A 15,312-nucleotide genomic window follows, 5' to 3' on the forward strand; every position below is an offset into this window, starting at 1 on the left:
CCTGAGGGAGCGCCATACACAGCTTTAAAATACACATGTGAATGTGTATGTATAGACTACGCGGGAGGGTGGGCGCTTTGTCAATAGGCGCCGCTGTAACGGTTTGTTTAAAGGCGGTGTTCTGATCTATGTTGTTGTTTTTAGATAAAAAAATAAAATAATATTTTTCATCTGAAAAGCTCGGCACCCAGTGCGCGTGCTGCTTTGTGATTTTGAAAGATACATTTATGTATTTTTATGAATGCCGACGCAGGTCGGCATCCGGGCTCAGGCGGGGAGGGTGCAGGATTCGGGGATCAGGATGCCGGCCATGCGCTGGCTGCGTTCCAGGCGTTGTTGCGGGGTGTCTTCGCTGTGCAGCAATGACAGGCTGATCTGGTAGGCATAGATCAGGTAGGCGCGGTCCTGGGCATCGCCACTGGGCACGCCGGCCTGGATCAGCAGGCCTTCGATGTAGCTCAGGCGGTGGCTGTCGACTTCGTCGATGGCCTGGCGCGCCTGCTTGTCGCGGCGGGCCCAGCCGCGAATGCCCAGCTCGATCGAGGCGGCGTCCTTGGCGGTCTGCCCGTGGGAGGGCAGTTCGAGCAGGCGATGCAGTTGTTGCAGCGGCGAGCTGTGGGCATTGCGCAGGTGCAGAATCACATCTTCGGTGGCGCGTGCGCGCCAGTTGCCGAGGATGCCTTCGAGCAGTTCCCCGCGACTTTTGAAGTGGTAGTAGAAGCTGCCACGGGTGATCTTCAATTCCTTGGCCAGGGTGTCGACCCGCACAGCGTCGACGCCGCTGGTAACCAGGACTTCCTGTGCCGCATGAATCCAATCTTCCCGCGTGAGGTTGGTGCGTGATGACATTGTCTAGGGGCCTTGTCCAACAAGCTGGATAAGCGCCAGGGCACAGCAGCGTTCGACGCCCGCCTTGGCAGCGAGCCGCCATTCTAACGCCCGGCGCAACGACGAAGCTATTGCCAGCGCACCGACTGTGGCCCGCGCATGGGGGCTGCGTGTGCTCGGATTCTAGAGTACATGTGTGTAGGTTGGATTTTAGATTATTTGCACAAAGCCACGTTTTTTTAATTGACGCAGGTCAAATCGGTAAATAGCATACAGATACACATCTGTATGTTAAGAATAAGAACCGGAGGCCGACATGAGCGCAAATCCCAAGACTCTGCTTGCAGCAGGGCACCAGACTCACTACCACGAAGCCGGTCAGGGCGAGGCCTTGTTCCTGTTGCATGGTTCGGGCCCCGGTGTATCGGGCTGGGCCAACTGGGCCAATACCGTGCCGGTGTTCGCTGATCGCTGGCGCGTGGTCGTGCCGGACATCGCCGGCTTCGGCTTCACCGAGTTCAAGGACGACGCCAAGTACGACATCAAGCTGTGGGTCAACCATCTGCTCGGCATCATGGATGCCCTGGACATCGAAAAAGCCTCGTTCGTCGGCAATTCGTTTGGCGGCGCGCTGGCCATCGGCCTAGCGGTGTTCGCACCGGAGCGGGTCAACAAGCTGGTGTTGCTCGGCACCCCGGCTGGTGAGTTCGTGCAGACCCCAGGCTTGCGCGGCGCCTGGGAATACGAGCCATCGCTGGACAACATGCGCGAGCTGATGAAGCTGTTCCCCTATGACGTGTCGCTGATTACCGAGGCGATGGTGCAGGCACGTTACGAAGCCAGTGCGCGCCCTGGTGCCCAGCAGGCGCTACGCAAACTGATCCCGCAGCCGGCCGCCGACGGCCCGACCCTGGTCAAGGGCTTTCCCGCGGCCGCGTTGGCCAAGATCGTCGCGCCGACGCTGGTGGTACACGGCCGTGAAGACCGCGTGGTGCCGCCTGAGTGCGGGCTGCTGATCGCCAACAGCATTCCCGATGCCGACCTGCACCTGTTCGGGCGCTGCGGGCACTGGGTGCAGAGCGAGCAGCCGCGCCGCTTTGCCGCGCTGGTCCGCGATTTCCTCAGCGAGTAGGCCGGTATGAGCAGAAACGTTATGGAGCGTGCGCTCTGGCAGCTGTGCGTCGAGCGTGTCGCCAAAGAGCGCTTTCGGCAGGACGCGGTCGGGTTCCTCGGGCGTTTTGCCCTGGAGGAGGCCGAGGTCCGCATGATCGTCGAGTTCGATGTTGCCGGGCTGCAGGCGGCCGGGGTCAACCCGATGCTGACCATGGGCTTCTGGCAGGAGCTTGCCCCTGACCGCAACATGAGCCTCTACAAACAGCGCCTGGGCGCTACCGACGAACACAGCGCGGGATTTTCCGCCGCGCTCAAGGGGTGAACCGATGGGCAAGATAGTAGGCGGCTTCTGGATGCCGCATGACCCGGTAATGTTCGTGGCACCCGACGCGCCGCCGTTGGCGCAACGTGAGGCGGTATGGGCTGCATACGAAGCCTGCGCCGAACGCCTGGCGGCCTTGCAGCCGACCTCGGTGATCATCGTCGGTTGCGACCATTACATTCTGTTCGGCACCCATTGCCTGCCGCGCTATGTGATCGGCACCGGCGATGTGGATGGCCCCATCGATCGCCTGCCGGGCCTGGAACGTGGCGCGGTGCGCAACCATCAAGCGTTGGCCGCGCACATTGTCGAGCACGGCGATGGGCAGGGCGTGGACTGGACCGTGGCGCGCAGTTTTACCGTCGACCATTCCTTTTCCATTCCGCACCAACTGGTGGTCAAGCCGGCCGAGGCCTTGCTCGGGCGTGAGTTGCCGAGCATTCCGGTGTACCTGGCGTGCGGCGTTGACCCGTACATCTCGCTCCAGCGTTCGGCCGACCTCGGCCGGCAGCTGCGGGCGGCCGTCGAAGCGTTCGATGCCGACGAGCGTGTGGTGATTATCGGCAGTGGCGGTATCAGCCACTGGGTCGGCACCGCCGAGATGGGCCGGGTGGCCGAAGACTTCGATCGCGAGATTCTCGCCCTCGGCGTCAATGGCGACCTGCAAGCGCTGTGCGCCTACAGCGACGAAGAGATCCTGCGTCGGGCCGGCAACGGCGCGATGGAAATCCGTAACTTCGCCTGCGCCCTGGCCGCCATCGAGCGCCCGCAGGGCGAAGTGATTGCCTATGAAGCCGTACCCGCCTGGGTCACCGGGCTGGGCTTTGTGCAACTGAGTGTGAGGGCCGAGCATGAGCCGTGTATTACTTTGCCAACGTGATGAGCTGGCGCCAGGGGAGCTGAAGAAGGTTGCCCACCGCGAGGGCGACGCCATCTGCGTCTACAACCTGGGGGGCACGTTCTACGCCACCACCGACATGTGTACCCACGCCACCGCTTCGCTGGCCGAGGGCGACCTGGAAGACGACCTGATCACCTGCCCGGTCCACTGGGGCCAGTTCCATGTGCCCAGCGGCAAGGCGGTGACGTTTCCCTGCGAGCGCCACTTGCGCACCTACAAGGTCATCGTCACCGACCGCGAGGTGTTCGCCGACATCGCCCTGGAGGCTGACGAGGCGCTGGCCGCCGCCAACAGCCCGGTGTGACCGGGCCGCTGTCCAACCGTATTCCTGTGAGTCTGAACCATGGATAACAACAAACACATACCGCTCAGAACCATTGAAAGCACGCCCGCCCTGGGCAACCTCGACCGTATCTGCGACATGGAGGAAGGGCGCCTGTCCGGCAAGGTCTTCTGGGACCCGGCGATCTACGAGCAGGAGCTGGAGAAAATCTTCGCGCGCTGCTGGCTGTTCGTCGCACACGAGTCCCAGCTGCCCAAGTCCGGCGACTACCTGACCACCTCGATGGGTGAAGACGAAGTGCTGGTGGTGCGCCAGAAGGACGCCTCGATCAAGGTCTTCCTCAATGCCTGCCCGCACCGTGGCAACAAGGTGTGCTTTGCCGAGGCCGGCAACGCCCGCGGTTTTATCTGCAACTACCATGGCTGGTCGTTCGGTGCCGATGGCGGCCGGCTGATGGGCATGCACGAGTCCAAATGCTACGAAGAAAGCCAGTTCGACAAGTCCAGGCACGGCCTGCGCGAGGCGCGTGTCGCCAGCTATAAAGGCCTGGTTTTCGCCACGTTTGCCAGCGATGCGCCGACCCTGGAGGAATACCTCGGGCCGATGACCTGGTACATGGACGTGATGCTCGACATGGATGAAGGCGGCAGCGAGTTTCTCGGTGGTTGCATCCGCTCCACCATTGAGTGCAACTGGAAGATCGCCGCCGAGAACTTCGTCGGTGACATCCTGCACGGCGGCTGGACCCACGATTCGGCGGCCAAGGCCATGCTCGGCGGGCCGGTGGCGAATGTCGGCGAGTTGCCCGAGTCGTACTCGGTGAACTGGAATGGCCACGGCTATGAGTTCGCCACCGACGTGGTCGGCAACGCCGCGACCCTGGGCGAGAAAGACATCAACAAATACCTGCACGTGCTGCGTCCCAAGGTGGCGGACCGCCTCGGCGAATTCCGCTCGCGGCTGATCGGGGCGATTTCCTCGTTCACCGTGTTCCCCAACTTTTCCTTTCTGCCGGGGCAAAACACCGTTCGCATCTGGCAGCCGCGCGGCCCGCACAAGATCGAGCTGTTCACCTGGGTGATCGTCAACAAAAACGCCCCGCAGGAGATCAAGGACAAATGGCGGCGCGGCGCGATGATGACGTTCTCGCCCACCGGGGTGTTCGAGATGGACGACGGCGAGAACTGGGAGTACTGCACCAAGAGCAGCCGTGGCGTGGTCACGCGTTATCAGGACCTGTACGTCGGCCTGGGCATGCACACCCGTCTCGAAAACAGCGAGTTGCCCGGCAATGTGTTCAAGGGCCAGCTCAACGAATGTAATGCGCGGGCGTTCTATCAGCGCTGGAAGGACCTGCTGCAGGCTCCGACCTGGGCCGATGTTCCGGACCGCAACGGCACGCTGCGCTGAGGGGGCCAGATGACACACGAACAACAGGACAGCCTCGTTTCAGTCGAGGAAACCCGCCGCGTCGAACAGTTCCTGCTGCGCGAAGCGCGCCTGCTCGACGGCGAATGCTGGGACGCGTGGCTGCACGGTCTCAGCGAAGCCATCCACTACTGGATGCCGGGCATCGAGAACCGGCGCCGCGAGGACAAATCCGGGCCCTATCGCCTGGAACACATGGCCTTCTTCGATGACGGCATGCGCGAACTCAAGCGCCGCGTGGCACGCTTCAAGCAGCCGTCGGCCTGGGCCGAGAACCCGCCGACGCGCAACGTTCACCTGATCAGCAACATCGAAGTGTATGCCGGCCCGGCGCCGGGCGAATACCTGGCCTACTCGTGCTTTATCAACGTGCGCAGCCGCGGCCTGGACGAGCATCACCAGATCGCCGGCCGGCGCGAGGATGTACTGCGCCTGGAGGCCGACGGCCTCAAGTTGCTCAAGCGCAAGATCCTGATCCCTAACGCGATGTTGCTGTGCAAGAACATCAACACCTTCCTCTGAGGGCTGGCATATGGCTTGGTTAAAAGGGCAGGTGGCATTGGTCACCGGCGGTACCGGGGGGATTGGCAGCGCCATCGTCCGTCGTTACGTGGCCGAGGGCGCGCGCGTCGCGGTCATGGGCCGCGATGCGGCGCAACTGGCCGCGTTGGCTGACACGCTTGGCGACGCGGTCATCACGATTGAGGGGGATGTGTCGCGGTATCAGGACAATCAGCGTGCGGTGGCGGCGACCCTCGAGGCGTTTGGTAGGCTTGACACCTTCGTCGGCAACGCTGCCGTGTTCGATTATTTCACGCGCCTGGACCGTATTGCCCCGGAAGAGTTCGAGGGCGCCTTCCAGAAACTCTTCGCCACCAACGTGCAGGGTTATCTGCTGGGCGCGCAAGCCTCGATCGAGGCGCTGCGCGAAACCCGGGGCAGCATGATCTTTACCCTCTCCAACAGTGCCTTTTATGCCGGCGGCGGTGGCATTCTCTACGTCACCGCCAAGCATGCGTTGGTGGGCATGATTCGCCAGCTGGCTTATGAGCTGGCGCCGGAGATCCGCGTCAACGGCGTGGCTCCGGGGGCGACCAACACGCCGATGAAAAGCCTGGAAGGCTTGAACAGCCGCAGTGTGCCGCTGAACCAGATCCCGGGCTTCGAAGCCGGTGCGGCGCAGGCGGTGCCGTTGCAACGGATTGCCGAGCCCGAAGACCACACCGGGCACTACGTGCTGTTGGCCTCGCGGGAAAATTCCGGCCTGACCACGGCGAACTTCATCCACAGCGATGGCGGCTGGGAGATCCGCAGTGCCGGTGCAGCCAAGCCGCGCAAGGCCTGAGCCAGGCCGACGCCTTGATAACTAGAATAAGAGAGATGCGTGATGACAAGAACAAGCCTGAGTGCACCGCAACAGCAACTCCTGAACCTGTTTGCCGGGCTCAACCTTCCGGTCCTTGCGGCGCCGATGTTCCTGGTGTCGGGGCCGGCCCTGGTGGCTGCCTGCTGCCAGGCCGGCATCGTCGGCAGCCTTCCGGCGCCCAATGCGCGAACGGTCGAGCAATTGCAGGAATGGCTGGAGCAGATCAGCCGCGAGCGTGAGCTGGCGCAGCAACGCGGCGAGCAGTGGGCGCCATGGATGCTCAACATGATCGTACACAGCACCTACGACCGCTTCGACGCTGAGCTTGAGTTGGTGCGCCGTTATCAGCCGCCCATCGTGTCCACAGCCCTGGGTAGCCCCAAGCGTGTCCTTGAAACCGTACACGCTTATGGTGGCGTGGTGATCGCCGACGTGATCAGCCCGGCACTGGCGCGCAAGGCGGTGGCCGCTGGCGTCGATGGCCTGGTCCTGGTGTGCAACGGGGCGGGCGGGCATACCGGCAGCTACAACCCGTTCGCCTTCGTCGCCGAAGTGCGCCAGTTCTGGGACGGCCCTCTGGGCTTGGCCGGGGCGATTTCCAACGGCCGCGACATCCATGCGGCGCAGGTATTGGGCTGCGATTTCTCGCTGGTCGGGACCCGTCTGATTGCCGCCCATGAAAGCCTGGTGGAAGCCGCCTACCGCGACATGCTGGTGGCCTGCTCGCTGGATGACGTGACCACCACCAAGGCGGTCAGCGGCGTGCTTGCCAACTGGATGCGGCCGTCGCTGGAAAAGGCCGGTATCGACCCCAGCGCCGAAAACCGCGCCAGCATCGACTTTTCCGGTGACATCTCCACTGCCAACAAGGCCTGGAAACATGTGTGGTCGGCCGGCCAGGGCGTAGGCCAGATCACCGGCACCTACAGCGTGGCGCAACTGGTGGACGAGTTGCACCAGGGTTATCGCGAAAGCCGCGCACGTCAGTTGTGAGCCATCCAGAACCGTTCAGGAGCAACCCCATGCACCACGAAAACCTTCAGGCCGCCGCCGCTGCGCTGGCCCTGGCGCGGTCGAGCCGCAGCCCTTGCCCACGCATTTCCGAGCGTTTCGACATCCAGTCGTTGCACGACGCCTACGCCGTGCAAGAGATCAACACCCAGGCCGCCCTGGCTGCCGGTCGGCGCCTGAGCGGGCGCAAGATCGGCCTGACGTCCCTGGCGGTACAGCAGCAGTTGGGCGTCGATCAGCCCGATTTCGGCATGCTGTTCGCCGACATGGAATACCGCGATGGCGAGACCATCGACAGCACCCGGCTGATCCAGCCCAAGGTCGAGGGCGAAATTGCCTTCGTCCTGGGGCGCGATCTCCCTCACCCCGATACGACCCTGGGCGAATTGCTGCGCGCTGTCGACCATGTGCTGCCGGCCCTGGAAATCGTCGACTCGGCGATCGAGGACTGGAAGATCACCCTGGTCGATACCGTGGCCGACAACGCTTCATCGGGCCTCTACGTGCTGGGCAAGACCCCTGTCAGCCTGCGCGGCCTGGACCTGGCGCTCGAAGGCATGCTGCTGGAGAAGAACGCGGCCCAGGCGGCCATCGGCGTGGGGGCCGCGTGCATGGGCAACCCACTCGACGCTGCGCTGTGGCTGGCGCGCACCATGGCCCTGACCGGGCGCCCGTTGCAGGCGGGCGACGTGCTGTTGTCGGGCGCGCTCGGGCCCATGGTGCCGGTGGTGGCGGGCGACGGCGTGCGCTTGCGCCTCACCCGCCTGGGTGAAGTGAGCTGTCGTTTCGGCTGAGGCCGGCAGGCAACAACCCTGCTACCGGGCTGACGACCCGGTGGCGATTACAACAATAAAACGAGTGAGCAGCGGGCTGATGGCCTGCCGTATTCACGAGGGCGTGCAATGTACGATTTTTTCAATGATCCGACCCAATTGGCCCCTGCCAAGGTGCTGTATGAGGCACGTGCCGACGGCAGCTTCGTGCTGAGTTCCCCCGAACCCCTGCAGCCCTATGCGCGCTGTATCGGGCAGTGGCTCGAACACTGGGCCGTGCAGACACCGCAGCGTGCCTACCTGGCCGAGCGGCGCGGCGCCGGCTGGTTCAGCCTGAACTATGCCCAGGTACGCCAGCGCGTGGGGGCATTGGCCCAGGGCTTGCTCGAGCTGGACTTGCCGGCGGGGCGCCCGCTGCTGATGCTCTCGGAAAACGATCTGGACCAGGCGCTGTTGACCTTGGCGGCGCTGCACGTGGGCATCCCGGTGTCGACGATTTCCGTGGCGTACTCGCGCAACACCGGCAGCGGGTGCAGCAAACTCAAGGCGATTGTCGAAGTGCTCAAGCCGGCGCTGATTTTCGTCAACGACGGCGATGCCTATTGCCGTGCCATCGAGTTGGTCAACCCGGATTGCCTGGTGGTGGCGGCGCGCAACGCCCAGGAAATTTGCGGGGCGCTGGCCTTGCCGCTGTTGTACAAGGCCGAAAGCCCAGCGGTGATGCAAGCGTTTGCACTACTCGACGGCGACACCCCGGCGCGCTACCTGATGACCTCCGGTTCGACCGGTGCGCCCAAGGCGGTGGTCAATACCCACGGCATGCTCTGCGCCAACCAGCAGGCGATTGCCCAGTGCTGGCGCTTTCTTGAACACGAAGAACTGGTGGTGCTCGACTGGTTGCCCTGGAGCCATGTGTTCGGCGCCAACCACAACTTCAACCTGGTACTGCGCAACGGCGGCACCTTGTACATCGACGACGGCCTGCCGTTGCCGGGGCAAATCGACCGCACCGTGGAAAACCTCAAGTCGGTGCGACCCACCCTGTACTTCAACGTGCCGCGCGGCTACGAGGTCTTGCTGCCGTACCTCGAGCGCGACGAGGTACTGGCGCGCGCCTTGTTCGGGCGTCTGCGCATGCTGTTCTACGCCGCTGCCGCGCTGCCCCAGAGCAGTTGGGCGCGGCTGGCGGCGTGTGCCACCAAGGTCCGCGACACCCCGCTGTTCTTTGCCACCGAGTGGGGCTCGACCGAGACGTCGCCGGTGGTCACCAACGTGCATTTCGCCGCCGACAAGGCCGGCATCATCGGCCTGCCGGTGCCGGGCACGCAGCTCAAGTTCGTGCCCTGCGGCGACAAGCTGGAGATGCGCGTGCGCGGGCCGTCGGTGTTCCCGCGCTACCTGAAGGACCCGGTCAGCAGCCTGGCCGCGTTCGATGAGGAGGGCTTCTACCGCATTGGCGACGCGGGGCGCTTGGTCGACCCGCAGCGGCCGGAGTTGGGGGTGCAGTTCGACGGTCGGGTGACTGAAGACTTCAAACTCAGCAGCGGCACCTGGGTATCGGTGGGCACCCTGCGTCCGCGCCTGGTCAGTGCCTTGGCGCCTTACGTCAGCGATTGCGTGATCTGTGGGCATGATCGCGACGTGATCGGTGCGCTGATCTACCCGAGCCCGGCCCTGCGCGATCTGCTCGGTGCCGCCGGACAACAGATGAGCGGCGCACAACTGGCGATGCAGTCCGAGGTGCGCCTGGCCTTGTGTTCGGGGCTGCTGGCGCTGGCCAAGGAATTCCCGGCGTCGTCCCAGCATGCCATGCGCCTGGTGATTCTCGATTCGCCGCCCAGCCTCAACGACGGCGAAATCACCGACAAAGGCTACATCAACCAGCGCATGGCGCTGAGCCTGCGCGCCGAGGCCGTGACACGGCTGTACGCCGACAGCCTCGAGCCCAGCGTCATCCTCCTCGCTGAAGTCTACGGAGAAGCCGTATGAACCCTGCAAAACTCAAAGTCGCCATCATCGGTTCCGGCAACATCGGCACCGACCTGATGATCAAGATCCTGCGCAACGCCAAACACCTGGAAATGGCGGTCATGGTCGGCATCGACCCGGCCTCCGACGGCCTCGCCCGCGCCCAGCGCATGGGCGTGGCCACCACCCATGAAGGCGTCGAAGGCCTGACCCGCATGGACGTGTTCCAGCACATCGACTTCGTCTTCGATGCCACCTCGGCCGGCGCGCATGTGCAGAACGATGCGTTCCTGCGCGCGATCAAGCCCGGCATCCGCCTGATCGACCTGACGCCGGCAGCCATCGGTCCGTACTGCGTGCCGGTGGTGAACCTGGAGCAGAACCTCGATCAGCTCAACGTCAACATGGTCACCTGCGGCGGCCAGGCGACCATTCCGATGGTCGCCGCGGTGTCGCGTGTGGCCAAGGTGCATTACGCCGAAATCGTCGCCTCGATCGCGAGTAAATCCGCCGGGCCCGGCACCCGCGCCAATATCGACGAATTCACCGAAACCACGTCCAAGGCCATCGAAGTGATCGGCGGCGCGGCCAAGGGCAAGGCGATTATCGTGATGAACCCGGCCGAGCCGCCGTTGATCATGCGCGACACGGTGTTTGTGCTGTCCGAAGCGGCGGATCAGGCGCTGGTCGAAGCCTCCATCGTCGAGATGGCGGCGGCCGTGCAGGCCTATGTGCCGGGCTATCGCCTCAAGCAAAACGTGCAGTTCGACGTGATCCCGGCAGATGCGCCGCTGAACATCCCTGGCCTGGGCAAATTCTCCGGCCTGAAAACCTCGGTGTTCCTCGAAGTCGAAGGCGCCGCCCATTACCTGCCGGCCTACGCTGGCAACCTCGACATCATGACCTCCGCTGCCTTGGCTACCGCCGAGCGCATGGCGCAGTCGATGCAACAGGCCTGAGGAGAGCGACATGAACGGTAAGAAAATCTACATCTCCGACGTGACCCTGCGCGACGGCAGCCATGCGGTGCGTCATCAGTATTCGTTGCAAAACGTGCAGGACATCGCCCGCGCCCTGGACAAGGCCAAGGTCGACTCGATCGAAGTCGCCCACGGCGACGGCCTGCAAGGCTCGAGCTTCAACTACGGCTTCGCGGCGCACACCGACCTGGAATGGATCGAAGCCGCCGCCGATGTGATCAGCCACGCCAAGATCACCACGCTGTTGCTGCCCGGCATCGGCACCGTGCATGACCTCAAGGCGGCCTACAACGCCGGTGCCCGCGTGGTGCGGATCGCCACCCATTGCACCGAGGCCGACGTCTCCAGACAGCACATCGAATACGCCCGCGAACTGGGCATGGACACCGTCGGTTTCCTGATGATGAGCCACATGATCCCGGCCGAGCAGCTCGCCGCCCAGGCCAAGCTGATGGAAAGCTACGGCGCGACCTGCGTGTACATGGCCGACTCCGGCGGCGCGATGAACATGCAGGACATCCGCGATCGCTTTCGTGCGTTCAAGGCCGTGCTCAAGCCGGAAACCGAAACCGGCATGCATGCCCACCACAACCTCTCGCTCGGCGTGGCCAACTCGATCACCGCGGTCGAGGAAGGCTGCGACCGCATCGACGCCAGCCTCGCCGGCATGGGCGCCGGGGCCGGCAACGCGCCGCTGGAAGTGTTCATCGCCGCCGCCGAACGCCTGGGCTGGAACCACGGCACCGACCTCTACACCTTGATGGACGCAGCGGACGACATCGTGCGGCCGTTGCAGGATCGGCCAGTGCGGGTCGACCGCGAGTCACTGGCGCTGGGGTATGCCGGGGTCTATTCGAGCTTCCTGCGCCATGCCGAAATCGCTGCGGCCAAGTACGGTTTGAAGACCGTGGACATCCTCGTCGAGCTGGGCAAACGCCGGATGGTCGGTGGCCAGGAAGACATGATCGTCGACGTCGCGCTGGACCTGTTGGCCGCTGGCAAGCACACACACTGAGGAGGCGCGCATGAGCTATCAACTGCAGATTCTTCCGGTCGGCCTGAGTTGTCCGCTACTGCCTGAACAAACCGTGCTGGACGCGGCGCTGGCCGACGGCCTGATGCTCAAGCACAGCTGCCGCACCGGCACGTGCGGCAGTTGCAAGGGCCAGGTGCTCAGCGGTGAAGTGGAGCACGGCGACAGCCCGCTGGAGGTACTTAGCGCGGCCGAGCGGGCGCGGGGGTTGGCGTTGTTTTGCTGCGCCACGGCGCGCTCTGACCTGGTGATCGAGGCGCCAGAAGTGACGGCGTTGCGCGGTATCGGCATCCAGCAGATGGGCGTGCGTGTGGCCAGCCTCGACAAGGTCAGCAGTGACGTTGCAGTGCTGCGGCTGACACTCGCCCCGGGCGCCGGGTTTACTTATTTCCCGGGCCAGTACGTGCAGGTGTTGCTCAAGGATGGCAGCCGGCGCAGCTATTCGATGGCGACCCACACCCCACGGGACAACCAGTTGGAGCTGCACATTCGACACATGCCCGGCGGGGTGTTCAGCGGGCATGTGTTCAACGCCTTGCAACCCAAGGCCATCCTGCGCATGGAAGGCCCGTTCGGCTCGTTCTACCTGCGCGACAGCGAGCGGCCGATGATCTTCCTGGCCAGCGGCACCGGTTTTGCGCCGATCCAGGCCTTGCTCGAACAGCTGCGCGAACAGGGGCACAACCGGCGTCCGGTTTACCTGTACTGGGGCGGCCGGCGCCGTGAGGATCTGTATCGGCATGAACAGTTGCTGGCCTGGGAGGCACAGTTGCCGTGGCTGCGCTACACCCCGGTGCTGTCCGATCCTACCGCGGCCTGTGATTGGCAGGGTGCGACCGGCTTCGTCCACCGCCAGGTGCTGAGCGACTTCCAGAGCCTCAAGGGGTTTGAAGTGTATGCCTGTGGCGCGCCGATCGTGGTTGATTCAGCGCGGCGCGACTACGTCGAGTTGCGGCAACTGGAGGCGGCCGACTTCTATGCCGACGCCTTCGTCTAGAGCCTGACCGTGCGCGTTTTTAGCGTGCGTGCCCCCAGGCCAGGTGAATCAGGCGGCTCCCCGAGGCCGCCGGTTTGCTTGCCTGCCCAACAACAATAATCCTGAGAGGCTTGCGTGCTGAATCTTAGAAAATGGCGCATCACGACGCGTATTGGCGCGTTGGTGGTTGGCCTGGGCGTGTTGATCATTTGTCTGGCCATCTGGCTGGGCCTGTTGCTGCAGCGCTCGTTGCTCGAAGAAAAAATGGCGGGCGTCGACACCGCGCTGAACACCGCCAATTCGATCCTTGCGTACTACGCCGGGCAAGTGGAAAACGGCCACATGAGCCTGGCGTTGGCCCAGCGCCAGGCCGCCGAGGTGGTCGGAACCCTGCGCTACCTGGGCGATAACTATTTGCTGATCCTCGACTTGGACTATCGGATGATCATGCACCCGACGGCGCCGGCGTTGGTGGGCAAGGCGCTGGGCGACTTCAAGGACCAGAACGGCAAGCCGTTTTCCCGCCAGTTCGTGGAAGGCGCGCGCGAGCAGGGGCGGGTGTTGGTGGATTACTACTTTCCCCGTGCCAATGGCGCGCCGGCCGAATACAAACTGTCTGAGGCGCGCCTGTTCAAGCCCTGGGGCTGGGTGGTGGCGAGCGGCATCTACCCCAGCGATGTACAACGGGTCGTCAACCGCGTGTTGGTGGCGCCGGCATGGATCAGCGCCGTGGTGCTGCTCGGGTTGATGCTGTTTGCCTGGATGATCATCCGCAGCATTACCCGGCCGCTGCGGGAGACGGTCGAGGTGCTGGGGGCAGCGGTCAGCGGGCAAACCGACCTGACGATACGGCTGCCCGCCGTTGGCAATGACGAACTCACGCAACTGTCACGCAGTGTCAACTGCTTGATCCACGCCGCCCACGAAGTCAGTCGAGGCACGGCAGTGGCCAGCGGGCAGGTGTTGCGCCTGAGTGACGACCTCGGCGAGGTCACAGCGGCTACCCAGACCAGCCTCGATCACCAACTGTTGGAAACCGACAGCCTGGTCACCGCCATGAATGAAATGGTCGCCACCGTGCAGGATGTCGCACGCAACGCCGCCGTGGCGGCAGATGCCACGCGGCTGGCCGAAGGGCAGGCCAGCGATGGGCAGCACATCGTTCAGTCGACCATCGACGCTATCCAGCAATTGGTCGAGGCGCTGTTCGGCACCCATGCACTGGTCAAGCAACTGGAGGCTGACTCCAGCCGAGTCGGCAGTGTGCTGGATGTGATCAGCGCGATTGCCGAGCAGACCAACCTGCTGGCGCTCAATGCGGCAATCGAAGCCGCGCGGGCGGGCGAGTATGGGCGGGGGTTTGCGGTGGTCGCCGATGAGGTGCGGACCTTGGCTCAGCGCACGCAGGCCTCCACGGTGGAGATCAAGCAGATCATCGAGCAGGTGCAGTCAGGTGCCCGTGGGGCGCTGGAGCGCATCGTCGCAAACGTCGAAACGGCACGTGTGCCGGTCGAGATCTCGGCGCGGGCGGGCGACGCCTTGAAGCGGATCACCCAGTCGGCCGCGACCGTCAGCGACATGACCTTGCAGATCGCCAGTGCGGCCGAGCAGCAGGCGGTGACGGCAGATGAAATCAGCCGCACCCTGGCGCGCATCCATACGCTGGTGACGGTCAGCGGCGCGTCCAGCGTCAGCACGCGTGATTCCAGCGACGCGTTGCGGCAGTTGGCACGGGTGCTGGAAGGGCAGGTCGAGCAGCTCAGGCTTTGAAGGCTCGCTGTTTGAACCTGTGAGGCGACATTGGTCGCGCTTCAACCGACTGGCTGTTCGGTGTTAGAGTCGCCGCCATGAAACTGACCCGCTCAGACCGCTCGCTCATTGCCTGGACGCTGTATTTCTGCGTCCTGTTCAATGTGTTCGCCTGCGGTTTGGCTCACGGACAGGTGACGGGCCTGACGCTCAATGGCGTCGGCGGGCAGTTCTGCTCCTCCCAGGGCAGTTCCGCGCCGACCTCGAAAACAGACCTCGCCGATCTGTCCGCCAGTGGCTGGGCCGGGAGTTTTGCTTGTCCGATCTGCTCGTCCGTGACCTTGAGCATCGCCTTGCTGTTCTGTCTGGGCTGGTTGCTGCGGATCGCGCAGGTACGCCGGCCTGACCGCGAACAGCGCTGCAAGGCGCCCCCACGTTATTCCTGGCCCTCGGCCAACCCCAGAGCTTCCCCCGCACTTTGCGCATGACCGCGTTTGTCTAAGCCCCCTTGTGCCTGTCGACCCAGGTTCGTCAGGCGTCGCGGGGGGCTCCACGGTTAAAGGTGACACGGGAAGGAGCAC

16 protein-coding genes are annotated in these 15,312 nt (G+C 63.9%); 15 read left to right on the forward strand and 1 reads right to left on the reverse strand.

Annotation, left to right across the window (positions count from 1 at the left end; translation table 11 throughout):
* Window positions 1–267 precede the first annotated feature (267 nt).
* Window positions 268–849 (reverse strand): TetR/AcrR family transcriptional regulator, encoded by a 582-nt coding sequence (locus C5F70_RS08585; RefSeq protein WP_017847303.1) that lies wholly within the window; start codon window positions 847–849, stop codon window positions 268–270.
* Between the two features lie 295 nt (window positions 850–1,144).
* Here C5F70_RS08585 and C5F70_RS08590 point away from each other — a divergent pair, with 295 nt between their 5' ends.
* The 15 genes from C5F70_RS08590 (at window position 1,145) to C5F70_RS08660 (ending at window position 15,219) form a co-directional block, all read left to right on the forward strand.
* The gene (locus C5F70_RS08590; protein WP_017847304.1) at window positions 1,145–1,960 is read left to right on the forward strand and encodes an alpha/beta fold hydrolase; all 816 of its coding nucleotides are present in this window, start codon (window positions 1,145–1,147) and stop codon (window positions 1,958–1,960) included.
* 6 nt (window positions 1,961–1,966) lie between these two features.
* Window positions 1,967–2,263 carry an extradiol ring-cleavage dioxygenase gene (locus tag C5F70_RS08595; protein ID WP_032804499.1) on the forward strand — a complete coding sequence of 99 codons (297 nt, stop codon included), beginning with the start codon at window positions 1,967–1,969 and terminating at the stop codon, window positions 2,261–2,263.
* 4 nt (window positions 2,264–2,267) lie between these two features.
* On the forward strand, window positions 2,268–3,143 hold the full coding sequence (locus C5F70_RS08600; protein WP_046383254.1) for a protocatechuate 3,4-dioxygenase: 876 nt from the start codon (window positions 2,268–2,270) through the stop codon (window positions 3,141–3,143).
* Window positions 3,115–3,468 carry a non-heme iron oxygenase ferredoxin subunit gene (locus C5F70_RS08605; protein ID WP_017847307.1) on the forward strand — a complete coding sequence of 118 codons (354 nt, stop codon included), beginning with the start codon at window positions 3,115–3,117 and terminating at the stop codon, window positions 3,466–3,468. Before C5F70_RS08600 ends, C5F70_RS08605 begins: the two co-directional genes overlap by 29 nt.
* 39 nt (window positions 3,469–3,507) lie before the next feature.
* A complete protein-coding gene (locus C5F70_RS08610; RefSeq protein WP_057005521.1) occupies window positions 3,508–4,857 on the forward strand; it encodes an SRPBCC family protein in 1,350 nt (449 codons plus the stop codon).
* A 9-nt stretch (window positions 4,858–4,866) separates the two neighbouring features.
* A complete protein-coding gene (locus C5F70_RS08615) occupies window positions 4,867–5,397 on the forward strand; it encodes a 3-phenylpropionate/cinnamic acid dioxygenase subunit beta (protein ID WP_017847309.1) in 531 nt (176 codons plus the stop codon).
* Between the two features lie 10 nt (window positions 5,398–5,407).
* A complete protein-coding gene (gene hcaB / locus C5F70_RS08620) occupies window positions 5,408–6,220 on the forward strand; it encodes a 3-(cis-5,6-dihydroxycyclohexa-1,3-dien-1-yl)propanoate dehydrogenase (RefSeq protein WP_104903110.1) in 813 nt (270 codons plus the stop codon).
* A gap of 42 nt (window positions 6,221–6,262) precedes the next feature.
* Window positions 6,263–7,234: a nitronate monooxygenase family protein gene (locus tag C5F70_RS08625; protein WP_017847311.1), complete on the forward strand. Its 972-nt coding sequence runs from the start codon at window positions 6,263–6,265 to the stop codon at window positions 7,232–7,234.
* Between the two features lie 29 nt (window positions 7,235–7,263).
* Window positions 7,264–8,046, forward strand: a complete 783-nt coding sequence (locus C5F70_RS08630) for a 2-keto-4-pentenoate hydratase (protein ID WP_104903111.1) — start codon at window positions 7,264–7,266, stop codon at window positions 8,044–8,046.
* Between the two features lie 108 nt (window positions 8,047–8,154).
* Window positions 8,155–10,014 carry a feruloyl-CoA synthase gene (locus C5F70_RS08635; protein ID WP_104903112.1) on the forward strand — a complete coding sequence of 620 codons (1,860 nt, stop codon included), beginning with the start codon at window positions 8,155–8,157 and terminating at the stop codon, window positions 10,012–10,014.
* Window positions 10,011–10,952 carry an acetaldehyde dehydrogenase (acetylating) gene (locus C5F70_RS08640; RefSeq protein WP_079443695.1) on the forward strand — a complete coding sequence of 314 codons (942 nt, stop codon included), beginning with the start codon at window positions 10,011–10,013 and terminating at the stop codon, window positions 10,950–10,952. The genes C5F70_RS08635 and C5F70_RS08640 overlap by 4 nt, the downstream gene beginning before the upstream one ends.
* Before the next feature lie 10 nt (window positions 10,953–10,962).
* Window positions 10,963–11,988, forward strand: coding sequence for a 4-hydroxy-2-oxovalerate aldolase (dmpG, locus tag C5F70_RS08645; RefSeq protein WP_079443696.1), 1,026 nt, complete (start codon window positions 10,963–10,965; stop codon window positions 11,986–11,988).
* A gap of 10 nt (window positions 11,989–11,998) precedes the next feature.
* Entirely contained in the window at window positions 11,999–13,003 is a 1,005-nt protein-coding gene (locus C5F70_RS08650) for a CDP-6-deoxy-delta-3,4-glucoseen reductase (RefSeq protein WP_104903113.1), read from the forward strand.
* Window positions 13,004–13,117: 114 nt separating this feature from the next.
* A complete protein-coding gene (locus tag C5F70_RS08655) occupies window positions 13,118–14,752 on the forward strand; it encodes a methyl-accepting chemotaxis protein (protein WP_046486945.1) in 1,635 nt (544 codons plus the stop codon).
* A gap of 77 nt (window positions 14,753–14,829) precedes the next feature.
* Window positions 14,830–15,219 (forward strand): DUF2946 domain-containing protein, encoded by a 390-nt coding sequence (locus tag C5F70_RS08660; protein WP_017845565.1) that lies wholly within the window; start codon window positions 14,830–14,832, stop codon window positions 15,217–15,219.
* The last annotated feature ends 93 nt before the right edge of the window (window positions 15,220–15,312 follow it).

Source organism: Pseudomonas sp. LH1G9 (assembly GCF_002949975.1).
In the GTDB taxonomy this organism is placed as follows: domain Bacteria; phylum Pseudomonadota; class Gammaproteobacteria; order Pseudomonadales; family Pseudomonadaceae; genus Aquipseudomonas; species Aquipseudomonas veronii.